This window comes from Pseudomonas sp. RIT-PI-q (assembly GCF_001297125.1).
GTDB lineage: Bacteria > Pseudomonadota > Gammaproteobacteria > Pseudomonadales > Pseudomonadaceae > Aquipseudomonas.
Window position 1 is genome coordinate 102,004 of record NZ_LHPC01000049.1, and the last position, 21,651, is coordinate 123,654.

General features: G+C 60.5%; 16 protein-coding genes. 10 read left to right on the forward strand and 6 right to left on the reverse strand.

What is annotated here, in order from left to right; translation table 11 throughout:
• Nucleotides 1-42: 42 nt before the first annotated feature.
• Together AEQ67_RS25615 and AEQ67_RS25620 are read right to left on the reverse strand one after the other, a co-directional pair.
• Entirely contained in the window at nt 43-441 is a 399-nt protein-coding gene (locus AEQ67_RS25615) for a MerR family transcriptional regulator (RefSeq protein ID WP_059406574.1), read from the reverse strand.
• Nucleotides 442-621: 180 nt separating this feature from the next.
• Nucleotides 622-1,551, reverse strand: a complete 930-nt coding sequence (locus AEQ67_RS25620; RefSeq protein ID WP_059406575.1) for a LysR family transcriptional regulator — start codon at nt 1,549-1,551, stop codon at nt 622-624.
• Nucleotides 1,552-1,715: 164 nt separating this feature from the next.
• On the opposite strand from AEQ67_RS25620, the gene AEQ67_RS25625 reads away from it, so the two are divergent.
• Nucleotides 1,716-2,945, forward strand: coding sequence for an acyl-CoA dehydrogenase (locus tag AEQ67_RS25625; protein ID WP_059406576.1), 1,230 nt, complete (start codon nt 1,716-1,718; stop codon nt 2,943-2,945).
• Nucleotides 2,946-3,059: 114 nt separating this feature from the next.
• Here the strand turns inward: AEQ67_RS25625 and AEQ67_RS25630 are convergent, their stop codons facing one another.
• Together AEQ67_RS25630 and xthA are read right to left on the reverse strand one after the other, a co-directional pair.
• Nucleotides 3,060-4,400: a substrate-binding domain-containing protein gene (locus tag AEQ67_RS25630; RefSeq protein ID WP_059406577.1), complete on the reverse strand. Its 1,341-nt coding sequence runs from the start codon at nt 4,398-4,400 to the stop codon at nt 3,060-3,062.
• A 152-nt stretch (nt 4,401-4,552) separates the two neighbouring features.
• Nucleotides 4,553-5,365, reverse strand: coding sequence for an exodeoxyribonuclease III (gene xthA, locus AEQ67_RS25635; protein WP_027925073.1), 813 nt, complete (start codon nt 5,363-5,365; stop codon nt 4,553-4,555).
• A 297-nt stretch (nt 5,366-5,662) separates the two neighbouring features.
• Between xthA and AEQ67_RS25640 the strand changes: the two genes are divergently transcribed.
• The 7 genes from AEQ67_RS25640 (at nt 5,663) to AEQ67_RS25670 (ending at nt 16,868) form a co-directional block, all read left to right on the forward strand.
• A complete protein-coding gene (locus AEQ67_RS25640; RefSeq protein WP_059406578.1) occupies nt 5,663-6,313 on the forward strand; it encodes a GNAT family N-acetyltransferase in 651 nt (216 codons plus the stop codon).
• Nucleotides 6,314-6,379: 66 nt separating this feature from the next.
• Complete coding sequence (locus AEQ67_RS25645; protein ID WP_059406579.1) at nt 6,380-8,107, forward strand: autotransporter assembly complex protein TamA; 1,728 nt, start codon at nt 6,380-6,382, stop codon at nt 8,105-8,107.
• The gene (locus AEQ67_RS25650) at nt 8,104-11,778 is read left to right on the forward strand and encodes a translocation/assembly module TamB domain-containing protein (protein WP_059406580.1); all 3,675 of its coding nucleotides are present in this window, start codon (nt 8,104-8,106) and stop codon (nt 11,776-11,778) included. Before AEQ67_RS25645 ends, AEQ67_RS25650 begins: the two co-directional genes overlap by 4 nt.
• A 238-nt stretch (nt 11,779-12,016) precedes the next feature.
• Nucleotides 12,017-12,490, forward strand: a complete 474-nt coding sequence (locus tag AEQ67_RS25655; RefSeq protein WP_059406581.1) for a MarR family winged helix-turn-helix transcriptional regulator — start codon at nt 12,017-12,019, stop codon at nt 12,488-12,490.
• Complete coding sequence (locus tag AEQ67_RS25660) at nt 12,487-13,956, forward strand: efflux transporter outer membrane subunit (protein WP_059406582.1); 1,470 nt, start codon at nt 12,487-12,489, stop codon at nt 13,954-13,956. The genes AEQ67_RS25655 and AEQ67_RS25660 overlap by 4 nt, the downstream gene beginning before the upstream one ends.
• Before the next feature lie 15 nt (nt 13,957-13,971).
• The gene (locus AEQ67_RS25665; protein ID WP_059406583.1) at nt 13,972-15,174 is read left to right on the forward strand and encodes an HlyD family secretion protein; all 1,203 of its coding nucleotides are present in this window, start codon (nt 13,972-13,974) and stop codon (nt 15,172-15,174) included.
• Between the two features lie 164 nt (nt 15,175-15,338).
• Entirely contained in the window at nt 15,339-16,868 is a 1,530-nt protein-coding gene (locus AEQ67_RS25670) for a DHA2 family efflux MFS transporter permease subunit (protein WP_059406584.1), read from the forward strand.
• 123 nt (nt 16,869-16,991) lie between these two features.
• Here the strand turns inward: AEQ67_RS25670 and lpxH are convergent, their stop codons facing one another.
• Nucleotides 16,992-17,744, reverse strand: coding sequence for a UDP-2,3-diacylglucosamine diphosphatase (lpxH, locus tag AEQ67_RS25675; protein WP_059406585.1), 753 nt, complete (start codon nt 17,742-17,744; stop codon nt 16,992-16,994).
• Nucleotides 17,741-18,244 (reverse strand): peptidylprolyl isomerase, encoded by a 504-nt coding sequence (locus AEQ67_RS25680; protein ID WP_045062337.1) that lies wholly within the window; start codon nt 18,242-18,244, stop codon nt 17,741-17,743. The genes lpxH and AEQ67_RS25680 overlap by 4 nt, the downstream gene beginning before the upstream one ends.
• Nucleotides 18,245-18,494: 250 nt before the next feature.
• On the opposite strand from AEQ67_RS25680, the gene AEQ67_RS25685 reads away from it, so the two are divergent.
• Entirely contained in the window at nt 18,495-20,195 is a 1,701-nt protein-coding gene (locus AEQ67_RS25685; RefSeq protein WP_059406586.1) for a glutamine--tRNA ligase/YqeY domain fusion protein, read from the forward strand.
• An 18-nt stretch (nt 20,196-20,213) separates the two neighbouring features.
• A complete protein-coding gene (gene cysS, locus AEQ67_RS25690; protein WP_059406587.1) occupies nt 20,214-21,596 on the forward strand; it encodes a cysteine--tRNA ligase in 1,383 nt (460 codons plus the stop codon).
• Nucleotides 21,597-21,651: the final 55 nt, after the last annotated feature.

Consider the following 21,651-nt stretch of genomic DNA (forward strand, 5'->3'; position numbering starts at 1 on the left):
CGATGTCGACTGACCTGACGCTTTCGCGAGCAAGCTCAGCTCCTACACGAGCTGCTGGCTTTTGATGGTCTGCTCCAGCGCCTGGACGCAGCGCTCCTGCGCGGTGTCCAGCTCCAGCTTCATCTGCTCGATGTCGAGCATTTGTTGCTCCAGCTGTTCGCGACGTTCGGCGATTTTGGTCAGCATGGTTTGCAGCTGTTTCTGATTGCCACCGGTCGGGTCGTAGAGTTCGATCAACTCGCGGCATTCGGCCAGCGAAAAGCCGATGCGCTTGCCCCGCAGGATCAGCTTCAGGCTGACCTTGTCGCGGGGCGTATAGATGCGTTCCTGGCCACGCCGCTCGGGGCTGAGCAAGCCTTGCTCTTCATAAAAGCGAATGGCCCGGGTGGTGATGTCGAGCTCGCGGGCGAGGTCGGAAATGCTATAGGTCTGGCTGCTCATGGAAGCGCTCGAATAAGGTCATGGCGCTAAGCTAATGGCAGGTTGACGTTTACGTCAAGGGGCAGGGGTTTATGGTGCTGCTGACGGCCCCTTCGCGGGCAAGCCTCGCTCCTACAGGTCTTGCACAATTCCTGTAGGAGCGAGGCTTGCCCGCGAAGAACGATGACGCAGTAACAAGCCCTACACCTTATCGAGCTTCTTCTCATGCGCCGTCACCTGCTGGCACAACTCGATCATCTGCTCGCGCATCCAGCGGTTGGCCGGGTCCTGGTCGGTGCTTTCATGCCAGTAAAGGTGGGTTTCCACCGGCGGCACATCATTGACCGGCAGATTAAACGCGTGCAGCTCATGGCGACGGGCAAAGCGCTCCGGCACGGTCATGACCATGTCGGTCTGTTGCAGCACTTGCGAGGCCATCAAGTAATGCTGGGAACGCAGGGCAATCTTGCGCTGAATCCCCATCTTGCCCAGCGCCAGATCGACATGCCCCAAACCGCTGCGGCGGCTGGAAATGTGAATGTGCGTCAGCGACAGATAATCATCGAGGGTGAATTTCTCTTTGCCCGCCAACGGATGGCCCTTGCGCATGGCACACACGTAACGGTCTTCCATCAATTTGACGTGGCGCACCTGAGGGTCAGTGTTGAGCGGCGCATCGACAGCGAAGTCGAGGCGACCGGCCGCCAGTTCCTTGGTGGTCTCGCGGCGCTTGGACAGGAAGCTCTCGATGATCACCGTCGGCGCCAGGCGACGCAGGCGCTGGAACAGCGGCGGCAGGATCACTGCTTCGGTGAGGTCGGTCATGCTGATGCGGTAGGTCTTGACCGCCTGCAGCGGGTTGAAAATGCGGCTTTCCTGCACCGACACCCGCAGCAACGAGAGGGCGTTGCGCACCGGCCCGATAATGTTCTGGGCCATCGGCGTCGGGACCATGCCCTGAGCAGTGCGTACGAACAAAGGATCGTTGAAGGTCTCGCGCAGACGGGCCAGAGCGTTCGAAACCGCCGGTTGAGTAATGCCGACAATCTGCCCGGCGCGGGTCAGGTTGGCTTCGGTGTAGATCGCGTCGAAGACGATGAAAAGGTTGAGGTCGACCTTGCTCAGATTCATTGCGCTGCACTCTTATTGTTGGGCTCTCAATCACCCGATCATATATCGGTGATGAATGTTAATACACGCCGAGAATAGGCTAGGTAAATTTTCGTAGCTGTTCTAGCATCGATTCCATGACCTGAACAACCCCTCTCAACCCCCGTTAAAAGGTAGAGCTGCCCATGGATTTCGCTTATTCGCCCAAGGTGCAAGAACTGCGTGAGCGCGTGACCGCGTTCATGGACACCTACGTATATCCCGCCGAAGCCGTGTTCGAGCGCCAGGTCGCCGAGGGCGATCGCTGGCAGCCGACGGCCATCATGGAGGAGCTCAAACTCAAGGCCAAGGCGGAAGGCCTGTGGAATTTGTTTCTGCCTGAGTCGGAACTCGGCGCCGGCCTGACCAACCTCGAATACGCGCCCCTGGCAGAAATCATGGGGCGTTCGCTGTTGGGCCCTGAGCCGTTCAACTGCTCCGCGCCTGACACCGGCAACATGGAAGTGCTGGTGCGTTACGCCAACGAAGAACAGAAACAACGCTGGCTCGAACCGCTTTTACGCGGCGAAATCCGCTCGGCGTTCGCCATGACCGAACCGGACGTCGCGTCCTCCGACGCCACCAACATGGCCGCCCGTGCCGTGCGTGATGGCGACGAGTGGGTGATCAACGGTAAAAAATGGTGGACCTCGGGGGCCTGTGATCCGCGCTGCAAAATCCTGATCTTCATGGGCCTGAGCAATCCCGACGCGCCGCGCCATGCGCAACACTCGATGATTCTGGTGCCGGTGGATGCTCCGGGCGTGAAGATTGTTCGGCCGCTGCCGGTGTTCGGTTACGACGACGCGCCGCACGGTCACGCCGAAGTGCTGTTTGAAAATGTGCGGGTGCCGTACGAAAACGTCCTGTTGGGCGAAGGACGCGGCTTCGAAATCGCTCAAGGTCGCCTTGGCCCAGGCCGTATCCACCACTGCATGCGTTCGATCGGCATGGCGGAACGTGCGTTGGAGCTGATGTGCAAACGTGCGGTGAGCCGTACGGCGTTCGGCAAACCGCTGGCGCGTCTGGGCGGCAACATCGACAAGATTGCCGACTCGCGGATGGAGATCGACATGGCGCGCCTGCTGACGTTGAAAGCGGCGTACATGATGGACACCGTCGGCAACAAGATTGCCAAGAGCGAAATTGCGCAGATCAAGGTGGTCGCACCGAACGTCGCTTTGCGGGTGATCGACAGGGCTATCCAGATTCATGGCGGGGCCGGGGGTTCCAACGATTTCCCGCTGGCCTACATGTATGCCATGCAACGCACCCTGCGCCTGGCCGACGGCCCGGACGAAGTGCACCGCGCGGCGATCGGCAAGTTCGAGATCGGCAAGTACGTGCCTAAAGAAATGATGCGTAGCGGGCAGTAAGACCGAGTCATCGTTCATCGCGGGCAAGCCCGGCTCCCACAGGTTCAGTGTGATCCCTGTGGGAGCGGGCTTGCCCGCGATGGCGGTGGCCGATTCAACACAGCAACATCTGACTCAATACACCCAAACCTCAACCCGCCGATTCTTGATCCGCCCCTCATCCGCGCTATTGGCCGCCACCGGCATCTCGGCACCAAAGCCGCGAATCTCGCGAAACACCACACCGCTTTTCACCAGTTCCCGTCGCACCGCCATGGCCCGCAACTTCGACAACAGATCGGCGCGTGCCGGGTCGTTCTTGGCATCGCCAAACCCCACCAGCGTCACCTCCCGGTTGGTCTTGTCGTGCTGCTTTATATAGTCGAGCACCCGCGACAGATCCTGTCGGGCCTTGTTGTCCAGGCTGGCGCTGCCTTCCTCGAAGCGAAAATTCACCGACAGCCGCTGGGCATGGCGGCTCAGTGCCTGATAACCCTCGGGCATCAGCGCGTTCGGCGTGACGGCCATGGCCTGGACTGTCTGGGCAATAAAACCGTTGGCCGCGACAATCGCTTGGCCCTTGCTGCTCTGAGCGAATGCCACCAAGGCTTCGGCCCAAGGATTTCTCCCATTGGGCGGCAAGTAAAAGAACAACCGGCGGGATAACGGATAGTCTTCCGTGGCGATCAGGCTATACAGCGGCAACATCGCTTGGGATTGGCCGTCAGCAATTGCCACGGCTTTGGCCTGACGCACGTAAGGCAGGCCGATGAAACCAATGCCTTGCGGGTCCTGGCTGACGGCGTCGGACAATTGCTCGCTGGATTCGAAGCGTTTCGCCGCACTGTGAAGCGTTTTCCCACGACGACTGAGGACCAATTCCTTGAAGGTGTCGTAGGTGCCCGATTGATCATCCCGCGCGTAGAGGTGAATCGTCCCACCGCTGCCGCCGAGTTCTTCCCAGGTTTTGGCTTCGCCGCTGAAGATTCGCGCCAGTTGTTCGGTGTTGAGTTGGTTCAGCGGGTTTTGCGGATGAAGGATGATCGCCAACCCATCGATGGCAATGACTTGCTCGGCGGCGGGGCTTTTCAGATCGCCCAGGCCTTTGAGGTCTGCCAGTTCGCTGTCCTTGATCGGGCGCGACGAGGCGGCGAGGTCGGCGGTGGCGGCTTTCAGCGCTGTGAATCCGGTGCTGGAGCCGTGGGCTGCGACGTCCACCGCCACTCGCCGGCCTTGAGCGGTTTCGCCAATGACACGCAATTCGTTAACGGTGTCCGAGGCTTCGCTGTGCACCTTGAGCAGGCCCTGTTCGCGCAGCAAGCCCTCGACCAGCGCCGGGCCCAATGCCGCGCCGATGGTGTTGGAACCCTGGATGCGCAGCACGGGGCCGTTTTCGGGCGTCGGCAAATCGCCGGCCGACGCCATCAACGGCTGCCAGGCGCAGAGCATCAACAGGAACAACACGCGCAGGGTCATGCCGGCACCTTATAGAGCCAAAGGAAGTGCCGGGAGAATAAGTCAGTAAGATTTCCGAAAGATGACAGATCAAAAGATCGCAGCCTGCGGCAGCTCCTACAGGATGTACGCCGAACCCTGTAGGAGCTGCCGCAGGCTGCGATCTTTTGCTTTTAGCTCAATTCGAGCCAGATCGGCGCATGATCCGATGGTTTTTCCATCCCGCGCAGGTCGTAATCCACGCCGGCATCCTTGACCCGTGGCAGCAACCCATGGGACGCCATGATCAAGTCAATCCGCAGGCCTCGTTTGGGTTCGTCTTCAAACCCGCGGCTGCGGTAGTCGAACCAGCTGAAACGGTCGGCCACATCCGGGTTCAGATGGCGGAAGCTGTCCACCAGGCCCCAGTTTTTCAAGCGGGCCATCCACTCGCGCTCTTCTGGCAGGAAGCTGCACTTGCCGGTTTTCAGCCAGCGTTTCATGTTGTCCGGGCCGATACCGATGTCACAGTCTTCCGGGGAAATGTTCACGTCACCCATCACTACCACCGGCTGATCGTTGCTGAACTGGCTTTCCAGCAATTGCTGCAGATCGCTGTAAAAGCGCTCCTTGGCCGGGAACTTGGTGGGGTGATCGCGGCTTTCACCCTGTGGGAAATAACCGTTCATGATGGTCACCGGCACGCCATTGGCGTCGGCGAACGTGCCCCAGATGAAGCGCCGCTGAGCGTCTTCTTCATCGGTGGCGAAACCTTTGTGCAGCGCCAGTGGTTCTTTGCGCGAGAGCAGGGCGACGCCGTAATGGCCCTTTTGCCCATGGAAATACACGTGATAGCCCAGCGCCTGGACCTCGGCCAGCGGGAACTGGTCGTCGTGGACCTTGGTTTCCTGCAGGCCGATCACGTCTGGCTGGTGTTTCTCGATCAGCGCCGCCAGCTGATGGGGGCGAGCGCGCAGCCCGTTGATGTTGAAGGAGACGATCTTCATGGTCGGCAGTCCTGGCAAAAGGGCGATGCTAGCTGACATGTAGGAATGGGGCCAGTGTGGGGTGAGTGGATTCGTGTTTGTCTGTCAGCTTTGTGTGAGCAGTAATGGCCCCATCGCGGGCAAGCCCGCTCCCACAGGTATTAAGTCTGGTCTATACCTTGTGGGAGCGGGCTTGCCCGCGATGACGGCTCAAGCCGCAACACTGATTCGGATCAGCAAGGAACTGTGCCGCTGCTTATAGGCTCGTACCAAGAAGAGCGCAGTCATTTGAGCTGTGCCCCGGGGAGAAATACCGTTATGCCCGAAACCTCGACCGCCATTGCCGATATTCATATGCTCGACAGCGGCTACTCCCGCGAAGCTCGTTCCTTGTTGTACCAGGCCTACCGGCACGAGCCGACGTTCGGCTACCTGTTCGAAGCCGAACGCCCCGGTTATGAACAGCGGGTGCGCGCCACCGTGCGCGAACTGGTCAAGCAACACTTTTTCCAGGAGTTGCCCGCCATCGGTCTGTTGGTCAACGACCGCTTGATCGGCATTGCGCTGATCGCACCGCCGCAACGTCGCCTGGGCATCACCGAAAGCTGGGCCTGGCGCCTGCGGATGGTGCTCAGCACCGGGTTTCGCTGCACCCGCCGTTACCTCGAATATCACGATGCGGTGATGGCGTGCGTGCCATCCGACTCGGTGCACCTGCTGCCATTGCTGGGGATTCATCCGCAATTTCAGGGCAAGCACTTCGGCGAACAACTGCTGCAAGCGGTGCACAACTGGTGCGCGGTCGACGAACACTCTCAGGGTGTGGTGCTCGATACCGGGAATCCTCGTTATCTGGAGTTCTATAAGCGTCAGGGCTATGAAGAAATTGGTGAAGTCGCTGTAGGACCGATCCGCGAGCACGTGTTTTTCCACGCCAATCCCCAGGTGGTGCAAACCGCAACCGCATAGAAGGTCGAACTTTCCGCGCACGCCAGGCTCTATCACGCTCCCAAGCTCGTGATAGCATCCGCGCCTATGAAGTTTCCAGGAAGAATTACCAGTGGCGTGCTGATGCTGATTACCAGCTGCACGGCGCTGGCGCAAAGTGAATTGGATGTGCGGATCAAACCGTCCAACGATGAACTGAAGGCCAATATAGAGGGCTATATCGGCAGCCTCGGCGATCGTGACGAGGAAGCCTTGCTGCGCTTCAGTCGTGGCGCCGAGGAACAGGCGCGCAAGGCCGCCCAGGCCTTGGGTTATTACCAACCGCAGATCGACACCGACGTGAAGGGCGGCAAGACGCCGCGCCTGATCCTCAACATCGAGCCTGGCGAACCGATCCATTTGCGCAACGTCACCGTGCGCGTCGACGGGCCGGCCGCATCGCTCAAAGCCTTTCGTGTGCCCAAAAGCAATGCGCTGAAAACCGGTGCCGTGCTCAACCATGGCCATTACGAAGACGCCAAACGCCTGATCCAGAACCAGGCCTCGCGCTACGGTTTTTTCAGCGGCTACTTTTCCAGTCAGAAATTGTTGGTCGACCCGCGAGCCGGCGTCGCCGACATCGAGCTCATCTACAACAGCGGCCCGCGTTACTCACTGGGCAAGGTCAGTTTCGAGGGCGACACGCCGTTCGACGAAGATTTGCTGAAACGCATGGTGCCGTTCAAGCAAGGCGCGCCTTACGACTCCGAACTGATCGCCGAACTCAATCAGGCGATGCAATCGAGCGGCTATTTCGAAAGTGTACGGGTCGACGCGGCACCGACCGCGGCGAAAAACGATGTGATCCCGGTCGACGTCAAACTCGAAACCCGTAAACCACGGACCATGGGCCTCGGGCTCGGTTATTCCACCGACGTCGGCCCACGGGTCAAGGCCAACTGGACCCGGCACTGGGTCAACCCGCAAGGGCACAGTTATGGCTGGGAGACCGAAGTCTCGGCGCCCCGGCAGAACGTCGGGGTGTTCTATGACATTCCGCTGGACCCGCCTCTGACCGACAAACTGCGCTTCGCTGGTGGTTATCAGAACGAAGAAATTGCCGACAAGGACTCCCTCAGCAAACTGCTGACCATCGGTCCCGAGTGGCACAGCAAGTTGCCCAGCGGTTGGCAGCGGGTGGTGTCGCTCAAGTGGCAGCGCGAAGAATACCGGCTCGGCGACGACTCGGGGCTCAGCACCTTGCTGATGCCAGGCGTCAGCTATTCCTACTTGAAAAGCGATAACCGCATCGACCCGCACAACGGCTATCGCCTGGAGTTCGAGACCAAAGTGGCCAAGGAAGGCTTGGGTTCCGACAACAACCTGCTGTACGGCACGGCGTTGATAAAAGGCCTGACCACGGTCTTCGACAAGCACCGCTTCCTCGGTCGGGTGCAGGTCGGTGGCAGCGCCACCAATGGCTACGCATCGGTGCCGCCGTCGCTGCGCTTCTTCGCCGGTGGCGATCAGAGCGTGCGCGGTTACGACTACCAAAGCCTGTCCCCGGAAAACTCCGAGGGCGACCGCATCGGTGGCCGCTACATGGTCGCCGGCAGCGTCGAGTATCAATACTCCGTCGCCGAAAAATGGCGGGTCGCGACCTTCATCGACCAGGGCAATTCCTTTAATACACTTGAGCTGCCGAACCTCAAGACCGGCGTCGGTATCGGCGTGCGCTGGGTCTCGCCGGTGGGGCCGATTCGCCTCGATCTGGCCCACGCGATGGACGACGACGGCGGCATTCGATTGCACTTTTCCATGGGGCCTGAGCTGTGAAGCGTGGTTTGAAGTTAACGCTGCTGGCGATTCTGGCGCTGCTGATACTGGTCGTCCTGAGCGTGGCCACGGTGCTGGGTACGGCGACGGGCAGCCGCTGGGCGCTGGGGTTTGTGCCGGGTTTGACCGTAGAAAACTTTCAGGGCCGATTGGGTGGGCAGTGGAGCGCCGACCATGTGCTGTGGCAGCAAGACACCAGCCGAATTGAACTGAGCAAAGTGATTTTCGCCTGGTCGCCGTTGTGCCTGACGCGCATGACCCTGTGCATCGAACAGCTCAAGGCTGATCAGGTCAGCCTGCAATTCCCGCCCGGCACAGAAGAGGACAGCGGCGGGCCGATCACGCTTCCGGATTTGAAATTGCCACTGGCCATCGAGCTGGGCGACGTCCAGGTTGGCAGCTTGCTGTTCAATGGCAGTGAAGAACTCAAGGGTCTGCAACTGGCAGCGCACTGGACCGCCAATGGCATGCAGATCGACTGGGTGAAATTGCAGCGCGACGAGCTCAGTCTGAATCTCTCCGGCCAGTTGCAACCGAGCGGTAACTGGCCGCTAAAAGCTGAAGGCAAACTGACTTTGCCGGCGCCGGGCACCGAGCCTTGGGCGCTGGCCTTGAAAGTCGACGGCGATTTGCTGAAAACCCTCAACCTGCACGCCGACAGTAGCGGCTACCTCAACGGGCAACTGACCGGCGAACTGCAACCGCTGGTGGAAAACTTGCCGGCGAAAGTGCGAATCACCGCCGACGGCTTCAAGGCCAGCGCCGATCTGCCTGACACCTTGTTACTCAATCAAGTGGAACTCACCGGCGTTGGCGACCTGAAAAACGGTTACCAATTGCACGGCACAGCGACATTGCCCGCAGAAGCCGGCCCGGTCGCGCTGATGCTGCAAGGCAAGGTCGACGCCAACGGCGCACAGATCGCCGCGCTCGACCTGACGGCCAACGACAAGCAAAGCCTCAAGCTCACCGGCAACCTCGACTGGAGCAAAGGCCTGAGCGCCGATGCCAAAATCGACTGGCTGGATTTCCCGTGGCATCGCCTCTATCCGCTGATCGACGAACCAGAAGTGGCGTTGCGCAGCTTCAACGGTGAAGTCTCGTACACCGACGGCAAATACATCGGCAACTTCAAAGCCGCACTCGATGGCCCGGCGGGAGCGTTCAGCCTGACCAGCCCATTCAGCGGCGATCTGAGCAAAATCTACCTGCAACAAATTCAACTGGTCGCCGGACAGGGCAAGGCCGAAGGGCACCTGAACCTGCAATTCGCCGATGGCATCGCCTGGGACACCGCACTGGACCTGTCGGCAATCAACCCGGCGTACTGGGTCGCGGAATTGCCGGGCATTTTGGCCGGGCCGCTGCGCAGCAAAGGCGAGATCAAGAATGAAAAACTCAGCCTGAGCGCCGACCTGGATTTGAAGGGCAAACTGCGTGGGCAACCTGCCGTTCTCCAGGCCAAGGCCGATGGCGCCGGGGAGCAATGGAACCTCAGCGCTCTGCAAATTCGTCTGGGCGACAACAGCATCACCGGCAAGGGCAGCCTGCAACAGAAACTCGCTGGCCAGATCGATATCAAGCTGTCGCGCCTGGCCCAGCTCTGGCCGCAATTGCGCGGTCAGCTCAATGGCCGCATTGACGTCGCCGGCACGCTCAAAGCCCCGCAAGGCAAGCTCGGGTTGCAAGGCACGCAACTGGCGTTTGCCGACAATCGCCTGCAAAGCCTGAACCTCGACGCCACCCTCGACAGCGCTCAACGGGCGAAGATCGACCTCAAGGGCAGCGGCATTCAGGCCGGTGACACGTCGCTGGGCACACTGACCGCCAGCGGCCAGGGCGATATCAAAAACCAGAAACTCGCCCTTGATCTGCAAGGGCCGAAGCTGAAACTGGCGCTCGGTCTTGACGGCAATCTGGACAAAGGCAACTGGCGTGGACGTTTGGCCAGTGGCGATATCCAGGCCGGTGGGCAGGACTGGAAGCTGCAAGGTCCGGCGAAACTGGAACGGCTGGCGGACGGCAAGATCAACTTCGGCGCTCATTGCTGGATGTCCGGCCCGGCCAGCCTGTGCGGTGAAGACCAGCGCCTGATGCCGGAGCCAAAGCTGCGTTACCACCTCAAACAATTCCCGATCGACAGCCTGGCGCAGTGGCTGCCGAAGGATTTCGCCTGGAAAGGCCGGCTCAACGCCGACCTGCAACTGGACCTGCCGGCCAGCGGCCCGAACGGCCAGATCAGCATTGATGCCAGCGGCGGCACCTTGCGCGTGAAGGAAAAGGATCAGTGGCTGGACTTCCCGTACCAGGCCCTGACCCTCACCAGCAAACTCACGCCCAAACGCATCGATACCGACCTTAACTTCGTCGGCGGCAAGCTCGGCGAATTGAGGGTCCAGGCGCAGATCAATCCATTGCCGGCGAACAAACCGCTGACCGGTTCGTTCCGCTTGAATGGCCTGGACTTGTCAGTGGCGCGGCCGTTTGTGCCGATGGTCGAGAAGCTGACCGGGCGCTTGAATGGCAGCGGCACGATTGCCGGTACGCTGATGGCGCCGCAGGTCAACGGCAATCTGCTGCTCAGCGACGGCGAGATTTCCGGGCCTGAATTGCCGATGGAGATTCAGGCCTTGCAACTGCGGGCGGTGATCGCGGGTGAAACCGTTCAATTGGACGGCGGCTGGAAAAGCGGCAAGACCGGGCAGGGCAGCCTTAATGGCAATATCGCCTGGGGTCAGGCGCTGGTGGTGGACCTGGCGCTCAAGGGGTCGCAGTTGCCGGTCACGGTCGAGCCTTATGCCAAGCTGGAAGTGGCGCCGGACCTGAAGATTTCGCTGAAGGACGACAAACTGGCAGTCGTCGGCAAAGTGCTCGTGCCTAAAGGCGAGATCACCGTGCGCGAGCTGCCGCCGTCGACGGTCAAGCTCTCGGATGACACGGTAATCGTCGGTCAGCAGACTGAAGAAGGCAAACCGCCGATGGTCATGGCGATGGACATCGATGTGGTCGTGGGGCAGGACAAGCTGAGCTTTGCCGGGTTTGGCCTTACCGCCAATCTGCAAGGCCATGTGCACATCGGCGACAACCTGGACACCCGTGGCGAACTCTGGCTTAACGACGGGCGTTATCGCGCCTACGGTCAGCGGCTGACGGTGCGCCGGGCGCGCTTGCTGTTTGCCGGCCCCATTGATCAGCCGTATCTGGACATTGAAGCGATTCGCCAGACCGACGACATCATCGCCGGCATTCGCCTGAGCGGCAGTGCCGAGCAGCCGACCACGCAGATCTTCTCCGAACCGGCCATGAGCCAGGAACAGGCCTTGTCCTATCTGGTGCTGGGGCGTCCGTTGGCCAGCAGCGGCGAAGACAACAACATGCTCGCCCAGGCGGCGCTCGGGTTGGGCTTGATGGGCAGCTCGGGGGTGACCGGAGGCTTGGCGAAAAACCTCGGGATTGAGGATTTCCAGCTCGACACCGAAGGTAGCGGCAACGCCACCAGCGTGGTCGCCAGCGGCAATATCTCCGAGAAACTCAGCCTGCGTTATGGCGTGGGCGTATTCGAGCCGGCCAACACCATTGCCTTGCGCTACAAGCTGAGCAAGAAGGTCTACCTCGAAGCCGCGGGCGGCGTGGCCAGTTCGCTCGACATCTTCTACAAACGGGATTTCTAGGTCCGTTCCTTCCCATAAATGGCGTCGCCCCCAATCGCGGGCAAGCCCGCTCCCACAGGGATCACACTGGACCTTGTGGGAGCGGGCTTGCCCGCGATGGCGTCTGGGTGGTCACCACATTATTCAATGCCATTTATCACCTAAATACAAAGCAACCTAACTATTACGTTGACATTCGCTGCCTAGGCAGTAACATCTCGTCATACATTCACTGCCTAGGCAGCTAATTGGTGGCTCGATGAAACACTTCACCCCAGACGGATTCCACAATTGCCATCTCGGCCTCTTGCTCGGGCGCGCTGCGCTGCTCAAGGACCGGATCATCGACACCCACATGGAACCCCACGGCATCACCGCCGCGCAGTTCAAGGTGCTGATCATCATGGCCCAGTTCGGCGTCGATACCCCGGCCGAGCTGTGCCGGCACCTGTCCCTGGACAGCGGTTCGATGACCCGAATGCTTGATCGTCTGGAACAGAAAGGTTTCCTCGCCCGCCAACGTTCCGAGGCGGATCGCCGTCAGGTGCAACTGGTGCTGACCGAAGAAGGGCAGAAGCTCGCAGACCTGCTGCCGCACATCGGCGCTGACGCCATGAATGAACTGGCCGGCGCCATCAGCCCGCAAGAGCTGGCGACCCTGGAACAGATCCTGAAGAAAATCTTGGTGGCAGCCGGTGACTCGATCACCTTGCTGCGGGTAGGTGACAAATGAGCAGTAAAACCCTGCGTACCAGCCTGAGCGCCGTGCTATTGGCCATGAGCCTGGCCGGTTGCGCCAGTTACAGCGGCCTGAACACCGAAGGCGTCAGCCTGGAGGCGAAAAACCTCAAGGCCGGGCAATCCCTCAGCGGCTTAACCCTGTCGCCAGCGGCCTGGCCGAAAAGCGATTGGTGGAAAAGCCTCGGCGATCCGCAGCTCGACGGTCTGATCCGCGAAGCCCTGCACGACAGCCCCGACATGCAAATCGCCGACGCTCGCGCGCATCAGGCCAGCGCCGCCGCGTACGCCGCCGACGCCGCGCGGATGCCGACCCTCGATGCCAGCGCCGGTGTCAGTCGTTCGCGCCTGGCCCGGGATCAAGACCCGAGGGGCGAGGGCGATGCGTACGCCACTGTGCGTAACATCGGCGCCAGTTTCAATTACAACTTCGACCTGTGGGGCGGTCAGCGTGATGCCTGGGAAGCCGCGTTGGGCCAGGCCCGCGCAGCCGAAGTCGATCAACAGGCCGCGCAGCTGACCTTGTCTGCCGACGTCGCTCGCGCCTACAGCGATCTGGGCCAGGCGCACATCGTCTATGACCTGGCCAATGAAGACCTCAAGCGCACCAAGCAAATGCTCGACCTGAGCCAGCGTCGCCTGAGTTCGGGCATCGACAGTCAATACCAGTTCCAACAAACCGAAAGCCTCGAAGCCACCTCCGAAGCCAGCCTGATCGACGCCGAAAAACGCCTGCAAAGCGCGAAAATCGCCTTGGCCGTGCTGCTTGGCAAAGGCCCGGATCGCGGCAACGAAATCGCCCGACCGAAAATTCTCCAGGCCAGCGCCGTGGCACTGCCGTCGGTACTGCCGGCCGAGTTGCTCGGTCGTCGTCCAGACCTGGTGGCCGCGCGCTGGCGGGTCGAGGCGGCGAGCAAGAACATCGACGCCGGCAAAACCCAGTTCTATCCCAACCTGAACCTGAGCGCCGCGGCCGGTGCCGAATCGTTATTGGGCGACGCGATGTTCGGTTCGGCGAGCCGTTTCTTCAACGTTGCGCCGACGATCTCGGTGCCGATTTTCGACGGCGGCCGCCTGCGCGCCGACCTCGATTCGCGCGATGCCGATTACGACCTCGCCGTGGCGCAGTACAACAAAAGCCTGGTGAAAGCCTTGGGCGATGTCAGCGACACCATCAACCAGTTGCGTGATATCGGCCGGCAGATCGGGGCGCAGCAACATGCCACCGACATTGCCCAGGATTCTTACAACACCGTGGTCCAGCGGTACGGTTCCGGCATCGGCAACTACCTGGACGTGCTCAGCATCGAGCAGCAATTGCTCCAGGCCCAGCGTCAGCTGGCCAACCTGAATGCCGAGCAGATCGACCTGTCGATCCAACTGATGCAGGCGCTGGGCGGCGGCTTCCAGGGCGAAACCCTGGCCGCCGCCAAGACAACCCCAGCCACGCTGACCCACTAATTCAAGGTAACTGTCATGGCCACTGCCGAAACAACTTCAACCCCTGACAACGCAGAAGATACCAGTAACCCACGCAAACGCAAAGTGATGCTGGTGGTGCTCGCGATCGTGGTGATCCTCGCCAGTGTTGGCGTCTGGGGTTATCACGAATTCTACGGTCGCTGGAATGAAAGCACCGATGACGCCTACGTAAACGGCAACGTGGTGGAAATCACCCCGCTGGTCACCGGCACCGTCGTCAGCATCGGTGCCGACGATGGCGACCTGGTCCATGAAGGCCAGGTGCTGATCAACTTCGACCCGAACGACGCCGAAATCGGTCTGCAAAATGCCCAGGCCCAGCTGGCGCGCACCGTGCGCCAGGTTCGCGGTTTGTACAGCAACGTCGACGGCATGAAAGCCCAGGTCAACGCCCAGCAGGCTGAGGTGCAGAAGGCGCAGGACAACTTCAATCGGCGGAAGAATCTGGCTGCCGGCGGGGCGATTTCCCAAGAAGAACTGTCCCACGCTCGCGACGACCTGACCTCGGCGCAAAACGCCCTGGCCAATGCCAAACAGCAACTCAAGACCACCAGCGCGCTGGTCGATGACACCGTGGTGTCGTCGCATCCGGACGTGATGGCCGCCGCCGCGCAACTGCGTCAGGCGTACCTGAACAACTCGCGCAGCACCTTGATCGCGCCGGTCACCGGTTACGTTGCCAAGCGTTCGGTGCAACTGGGCCAGCGCGTCCAGCCGGGTACGGCGCTGATGGCGGTGATTCCGCTGGATCAGCTGTGGATCGACGCCAACTTCAAGGAAACCCAGCTGCGTGACATGCGCATCGGCCAACCGGTGGACATCGAAGCTGACCTGTACGGCAGCAGCGTGAAGTACAGCGGCACCATCGACAGCCTCGGCGCCGGTACTGGCAGCGCGTTTGCCCTGCTGCCGGCGCAGAACGCCACCGGTAACTGGATCAAGATCGTCCAGCGGGTGCCGGTGCGGATTCACATCAACCCCGAAGAACTGGCCAAGCACCCGTTGCGGGTCGGCCTGTCGACTCAGGTCGATGTGAACCTGCGCGACCAGAGCGGCCCGGTGCTGGCGCAGCAGCCGCCGCAAAAGGCTTCGTTCAGCACCAACGTCTATGATCGTCAGTTGGCCGAGGCCGACGCGATGATCACTCAGTTGATTCACGACAACAGCGCCGCGGTCAGCAAGACCGCGCAACGCTGATCAGTCATCACATCGACCCTGTGGGAGCGAGCCTGCTCGCGATAGCGGTGGATCATTCAATGATGATGTCGACTGCCACGGCCCCTTCGCGAGCAAGCTCGCTCCTACAGGGTTAGTTGCGTCTGTAACCGGCGCAACGCCAATCAGGTTTCAAAGGATTCGCGATGAGCAATAACGCGTCTTTCACGCCACCCAGCCTGTTGCTCAGCACCATCGGCCTGTCGCTGGCGACCTTCATGCAGGTGCTCGACACCACCATCGCCAACGTGGCGCTGCCGACGATTTCCGGCAACCTGGGCGTGAGTTCGGAGCAGGGCACTTGGGTGATCACTTCGTTCGCCGTGAGTAACGCCATCGCGTTGCCGCTGACCGGTTGGCTCAGTCGGCGTTTCGGTGAGGTGAAACTGTTTCTGTGGGCGACCATCCTGTTCGTGATTGCCTCGTTTCTCTGCGGCATCTCGACCTCGATGCCTGAGCTGATCGGCTTCCGTGTGCTGCAAGGCCTGGTGGCCGGTCCGCTGTACCCGATGACCCAGACGCTGTTGATTGCCGTCTATCCACCCGCCAGGCGCGGCATGGCCCTGGCGTTGCTGGCGATGGTCACGGTGGTGGCGCCGATTGCCGGGCCGATTCTCGGTGGCTGGATCACCGACAGTTACAGCTGGCCGTGGATTTTCTTTATCAACGTGCCGATCGGGATTTTCGCGGTGATGGTGGTGCGTTCGCAGCTCAAGGCGCGCCCGGTGGTGACCAGTTACCAACCGATGGATTACGTGGGGTTGATCACGCTGATCATTGGCGTTGGCGCGCTGCAGGTGATTCTTGACAAGGGCAACGACCTGGATTGGTTCGAATCGAACTTCATCATCATTGGCGCCGCTATTTCGGTGATTGCGCTGGCGGTGTTCGTGATCTGGGAAATGACCGACAAACACCCGGTGGTCAACCTGCGGCTGTTCGCCTACCGAAACTTCCGTATCGGCACCATTGTGCTGGTGTTGGGGTACGCCGGGTTCTTCGGTATCAACCTGATCCTGCCGCAATGGCTGCAAACCCAGATGGGCTACACCGCGACGTGGGCCGGGTTGGCGGTGGCGCCGATCGGGATTCTGCCGGTATTGATGTCGCCGTTTGTCGGCAAATACGCGCACAAATTCGACCTGCGGCTGCTGGCCGGCCTGGCGTTCCTGGCGATTGGCTTGAGCTGCTTCATGCGTGCCGGGTTTACTAACGAAGTGGACTTCCAGCACATCGCCCTGGTGCAGTTGTTCATGGGGATTGGTGTGGCGCTGTTCTTCATGCCGACCTTGAGCATTCTGATGTCGGACTTGCCACCGAGCCAGATCGCCGACGGCGCGGGCCTGGCCACGTTCCTGCGGACCTTGGGCGGCAGTTTTGCGGCATCGCTGACCACCTGGATCTGGATTCGCCGGGCGGACCAGCACCATGCGTACCTCAGCGAAAGCATCACCACCTACGAGCCGGCGACCCGGGATGCGTTGAACAGCCTGGGCGGGGCGGGCACTCCGGCGTATGCGCAGCTGGATCATGTGCTGACCAGCCAGGCATACATGCTCTCCACCGTGGATTACTTCACGTTGCTGGGGTGGGCGTTCATGGGGCTTATCGTGATCGTCTGGCTGGCGAAACCGCCGTTTGCGGCGAAGGCCGGGCCGGCTGCCAGCGGCCATTGAGCCAACCACAAAACCCTGTGGGAGCGGGCTTGCCCGCGATAGCGGAATCACATTCAACACCTATGTTGACTGATCCAATGTCATCGCGGGCAAGCCCGCTCCCACAGGTTCTTCTTTCAGCAGCTAGTTTGCGGGGGCTGCCAATTGTGGTGGCGGGGCAAAGTCGAACGGTGCCAACGCAAACCCCTGCTCATCCACCTGCAATGCCCAGCCCTGACGATCCCAATCCCCCAACACAATGCGCTTGGCCGCTTGCTCGCCAATCTGCAATTTGTGGATAGCGGGGCGATGGGTGTGCCCGTGGATCAAGGTTTTCACGCCATAGGCCTGCATGATCCGCGGCACTTCGTCCGGGGTGACATCAACGATGTCATTGGCTTTCATCCGCGTCTGCGCACGGCTTTCACTGCGCAGTTTGCGTGCCAGTTTCTGCCGGGTGCCCAAGGGCAAATGCCGCAGGATAAACAGGGTGATCGGGTTGCGCAGGTAACGACGCAGCTTCATATAGCCAATGTCGCGGGTACACAGGCTGTCGCCGTGCATCAATAGCACCGGCTCGCCGTTGAACTGCACGACACTCGGGTCCTTCAGCAAGGTACAACCGGCCTGTTTGCAAAAGGCCCGGCCAAGCATGAAGTCGCGATTGCCGTGCATCAGAAAAATTGCCGTACCGCTGTCGCTGAGTTCGCGCAGGGCCTGGCAGATGGAACGCTGGAACGGCGTCATGGCATCGTCGCCAATCCACGCCTCGAAAAAATCGCCGAGGATGTACAACGCACTCGCCGAACGGGCGCGTCCGGCGAGCAAATCCAGAAACGCCCGGGTAATGTCCGGGCGCTCCTCTTCCAGATGCAAGTCTGAAATCAGCAGTATCACTCAATGATCTCGGCTTTCTCGATGATCACGTCTTCTGCTGGCACGTCCTGGTGGCCGGACTTCATGGTGGTGGAAACACCTTTGATCTTGTCGACTACTTCTTCGCCTGCAACCACTTTGGCGAATACCGCGTAGCCCCAGCCCTGAGTGGTCTTGGCACTGTGGTTGAGGAAGCTGTTATCAGCCACGTTGATGAAGAACTGGGCTGACGCCGAATGCGGCTCCATGGTGCGCGCCATGGCCACGCTGTACTTCACGTTCGGCAGGCCGTTGTCGGCTTCGTTCTGGATGCTTGGGCGCTTGTCTTTCTTTTCTTTCATGCCTGGCTCGAAACCGCCGCCCTGGATCATGAAGTTACCGATGACGCGGTGGAAAACAGTGTTTTCGTAGTGACCGGCTTTAACGTATTCGATGAAGTTGGCCACGGTGAGCGGGGCTTTTTCAGCGTTCAGTTCCAGGACGATGTCGCCATGGTTGGTGGTCAGTTTGACTTGGGTCATGATCGGTACTCTTTCAATGAATTCGTGGGTTTCGGGGCGTTACAACCCCCAACCGGTCTGGCCAGCAACAGCCAAGGTGCGCAGTTTAGCGCGACAGACGGGAATTTCGAGGCTGTTTTTCATGTGCATCCGATTAAATGCAGCCGTTTTCGGACCTGCTCTGTCAGCGACTTGACGGCATCGGCTATGATAGGCCCCTTTGTTTTGTCAGGCCCTTCTCCGGCCGCGCACTTGTACGTCCAAGGATCCTATGAGCAAGCCCACTGTCGAACCTACCTCGAATTCCAAGACCGGCCCTGCCGTGCCGGTCAATTTCCTGCGCCCGATCATCCAGGCGGACCTGGACTCGGGTAAGCACACGCAGATCGTCACCCGTTTCCCGCCTGAGCCCAATGGCTACCTGCACATCGGTCACGCCAAGTCGATTTGCGTGAACTTCGGCCTGGCCCAGGAATTCGGCGGCGTCACGCACCTGCGTTTCGACGACACCAACCCGGCCAAGGAAGACCAGGAATACATCGACGCGATCGAAAGCGACATCAAATGGCTGGGCTTCGAATGGTCCGGCGAAGTGCGCTACGCCTCGCAGTATTTCGACCAGTTGCACGACTGGGCCGTGGAGCTGATCAAGGCCGGCAAGGCCTACGTTGACGACCTGAGCCCGGAGCAAGCCAAGGAATACCGCGGCACCCTGACCGAACCGGGCAAGAACAGCCCGTTCCGTGACCGCTCCGTGGAAGAAAACCTCGACTGGTTCGCCCGCATGAAGGCCGGCGAATTCCAGGACGGCGCACGCGTGCTGCGGGCCAAGATCGACATGGCCTCGCCGAACATGAACCTGCGTGACCCGATCATGTATCGCATCCGTCACGCGCATCACCACCAGACCGGTGACAAGTGGTGCATTTACCCGAACTACGACTTCACCCACGGTCAGTCGGACGCCATCGAAGGCATCACCCACTCGATCTGCACCCTGGAGTTCGAAAGCCATCGTCCGCTGTACGACTGGTTCCTGGACGCCTTGCCAGTGCCGGCGCACCCGCGTCAGTACGAATTCAGCCGCCTGAACCTGAACTACACCATCACCAGCAAGCGCAAGCTCAAGCAACTGGTCGATGAAAAGCACGTGTTCGGCTGGGACGACCCGCGCATGTCCACGCTGTCGGGCTTCCGCCGCCGTGGCTACACCCCGGCGTCGATCCGTAACTTCTGCGAGATGGTCGGCACCAACCGCTCCGACGGCGTGGTCGACTACGGCATGCTTGAGTTCAGCATCCGTCAGGATCTGGACCAGAACGCTCCGCGCGCCATGTGCGTGCTGCGCCCGTTGAAGGTAGTGATCACCAACTACCCGCAAGACCAGGTCGAGAACCTCGAACTTCCGCGTCATCCGCAGAAAGAAGAACTCGGCGTGCGCAAGTTGCCGTTCGCCCGTGAAATCTACATCGACCGCGATGACTTCATGGAAGAGCCGCCAAAAGGCTACAAGCGCCTGGAACCGAACGGCGAAGTGCGTCTGCGCGGCAGCTACGTGATCCGCGCCGACGAAGCGATCAAGGACGCCGATGGCAACATCGTCGAACTGCGTTGCTCCTACGACCCGGAAACCCTCGGCAAGAACCCTGAAGGCCGCAAGGTCAAAGGCGTGGTGCACTGGGTGCCGGCGGCTGCCAGCATCGAGTGCGAAGTGCGTCTGTACGATCGCCTGTTCCGTTCGGCCAACCCTGAAAAGGCTGAAGACAGCGCCAGTTTCCTGGACAACATCAACCCTGACTCGCTGCAAGTTCTCACTGGTTGTCGTGCAGAGCCTTCGCTGGGCGACGCACAGCCGGAAGACCGTTTTCAGTTCGAGCGCGAAGGTTACTTCTGCGCGGATATCAAGGACTCGAAACCGGGCGCTCCGGTGTTCAACCGTACCGTGACCTTGCGTGATTCGTGGGGCCAGTGATTCAAGGAACAACATAAAGTGCTAACGATCTACAACACGCTCACCAAGAGCAAAGAAGTCTTCAAGCCGCTGGATGGCAACAAGGTGCGCATGTACGTCTGCGGGATGACCGTGTACGACTACTGCCACCTCGGCCACGGCCGCAGCATGGTCGCGTTTGACCTGGTGACCCGCTGGTTGCGGTTCAGCGGCTACGACCTGACCTACGTGCGCAACATCACCGACATCGACGACAAGATCATCAATCGCGCCCGTGAAAACGGCGAGTCGTTCGAAGCGCTGACCGAGCGCATGATCGCGGCGATGCACGAAGACGAAGCGCGCCTGAACATCAAGAAGCCGGACATGGAACCGCGCGCCACCGGCCACATCGCCGGCATGCACGCGATGATCCAGACCTTGATCGACAAGGGCTACGCCTACGCACCGGGCAATGGCGACGTGTACTACCGCGTCGCCAAGTTCATGGGCTACGGCAAGCTGTCGCGCAAGAAAATCGAAGACCTGCGCATCGGCGCGCGGATCGAAGTCGACGAGTCGAAGCAGGACCCGCTGGACTTCGTGCTGTGGAAAGCCGCCAAGCCAGGCGAGCCAAGCTGGGAGTCGCCGTGGGGCGAAGGTCGTCCGGGCTGGCACATCGAGTGCTCGGTGATGTCGACCTGCTGCCTCGGCGAGACCTTCGACATTCATGGCGGCGGCAGCGATCTCGAGTTTCCGCACCACGAAAACGAAATCGCCCAGAGCGAAGCGGCCACCGGCAAGACCTACGCCAACGCGTGGATGCATTGCGGCATGATTCGCATCAATGGCGAGAAGATGTCCAAGTCCTTGAACAACTTCTTCACCATTCGCGACGTGCTGGAAAAGTACCACCCGGAAGTCGTGCGTTACCTGCTGGTGTCGAGCCACTACCGCAGCGCGATCAACTATTCGGAAGACAACCTCAAGGACGCCAAAGGCGCACTCGAGCGTTTCTACCACGCGTTGAAAGGTCTGCCGAACGTGGCGCCTGCTGGTGGCGAAGCGTTCGTCGAGCGTTTCACCCAGGTGATGAACGACGACTTCGGCACGCCGGAAGCCTGCGCGGTGCTGTTCGAGATGGTGCGCGAGATCAACCGTCTGCGCGAGAGCGATCTTGATGCAGCGGCGGGTTTGGCGGCGCGCTTGAAGGAACTGGCCAGTGTGCTGGGTGTGTTGCAGCTTGAGGCAGATGACTTCCTGCAAGCCGGCGCGGAAGGGCGGGTTGATGCGGCTGAGGTTGATGCGCTGATTGCTGCGCGTCTGGCCGCTCGTGCGGGTAAAGACTGGGCCGAATCGGACCGCATCCGCGACCAGCTCACCGCCATGGGCGTGGTGCTGGAAGACGGCAAGGGCGGCACGACCTGGCGTCTGGCTGACTGATCGCTGAGTTCGTTACAAACAAAACCCGCCTTGTGCGGGTTTTTGTTTATGCGCA

What these genes read in the sequence shown, in the direction of transcription:
- AEQ67_RS25630 (WP_059406577.1), bottom strand. Translation starts at nt 4,400, where the DNA reads ATGACCCTGCGCGTGTTGTTCCTGTTGATGCTCTGCGCCTGGCAGCCG.
- AEQ67_RS25680 (WP_045062337.1), bottom strand. Translation starts at nt 18,244, where the DNA reads ATGACCCAAGTCAAACTGACCACCAACCATGGCGACATCGTCCTGGAA.
- AEQ67_RS25615 (WP_059406574.1), bottom strand. Translation starts at nt 441, where the DNA reads ATGAGCAGCCAGACCTATAGCATTTCCGACCTCGCCCGCGAGCTCGAC.
- xthA (WP_027925073.1), bottom strand. Translation starts at nt 5,365, where the DNA reads ATGAAGATCGTCTCCTTCAACATCAACGGGCTGCGCGCTCGCCCCCAT.
- AEQ67_RS25645 (WP_059406579.1), top strand. Translation starts at nt 6,380, where the DNA reads ATGAAGTTTCCAGGAAGAATTACCAGTGGCGTGCTGATGCTGATTACC.
- AEQ67_RS25670 (WP_059406584.1), top strand. Translation starts at nt 15,339, where the DNA reads ATGAGCAATAACGCGTCTTTCACGCCACCCAGCCTGTTGCTCAGCACC.
- AEQ67_RS25655 (WP_059406581.1), top strand. Translation starts at nt 12,017, where the DNA reads ATGAAACACTTCACCCCAGACGGATTCCACAATTGCCATCTCGGCCTC.
- AEQ67_RS25640 (WP_059406578.1), top strand. Translation starts at nt 5,663, where the DNA reads ATGCCCGAAACCTCGACCGCCATTGCCGATATTCATATGCTCGACAGC.
- AEQ67_RS25625 (WP_059406576.1), top strand. Translation starts at nt 1,716, where the DNA reads ATGGATTTCGCTTATTCGCCCAAGGTGCAAGAACTGCGTGAGCGCGTG.
- AEQ67_RS25620 (WP_059406575.1), bottom strand. Translation starts at nt 1,551, where the DNA reads ATGAATCTGAGCAAGGTCGACCTCAACCTTTTCATCGTCTTCGACGCG.
- AEQ67_RS25660 (WP_059406582.1), top strand. Translation starts at nt 12,487, where the DNA reads ATGAGCAGTAAAACCCTGCGTACCAGCCTGAGCGCCGTGCTATTGGCC.
- AEQ67_RS25665 (WP_059406583.1), top strand. Translation starts at nt 13,972, where the DNA reads ATGGCCACTGCCGAAACAACTTCAACCCCTGACAACGCAGAAGATACC.
- AEQ67_RS25685 (WP_059406586.1), top strand. Translation starts at nt 18,495, where the DNA reads ATGAGCAAGCCCACTGTCGAACCTACCTCGAATTCCAAGACCGGCCCT.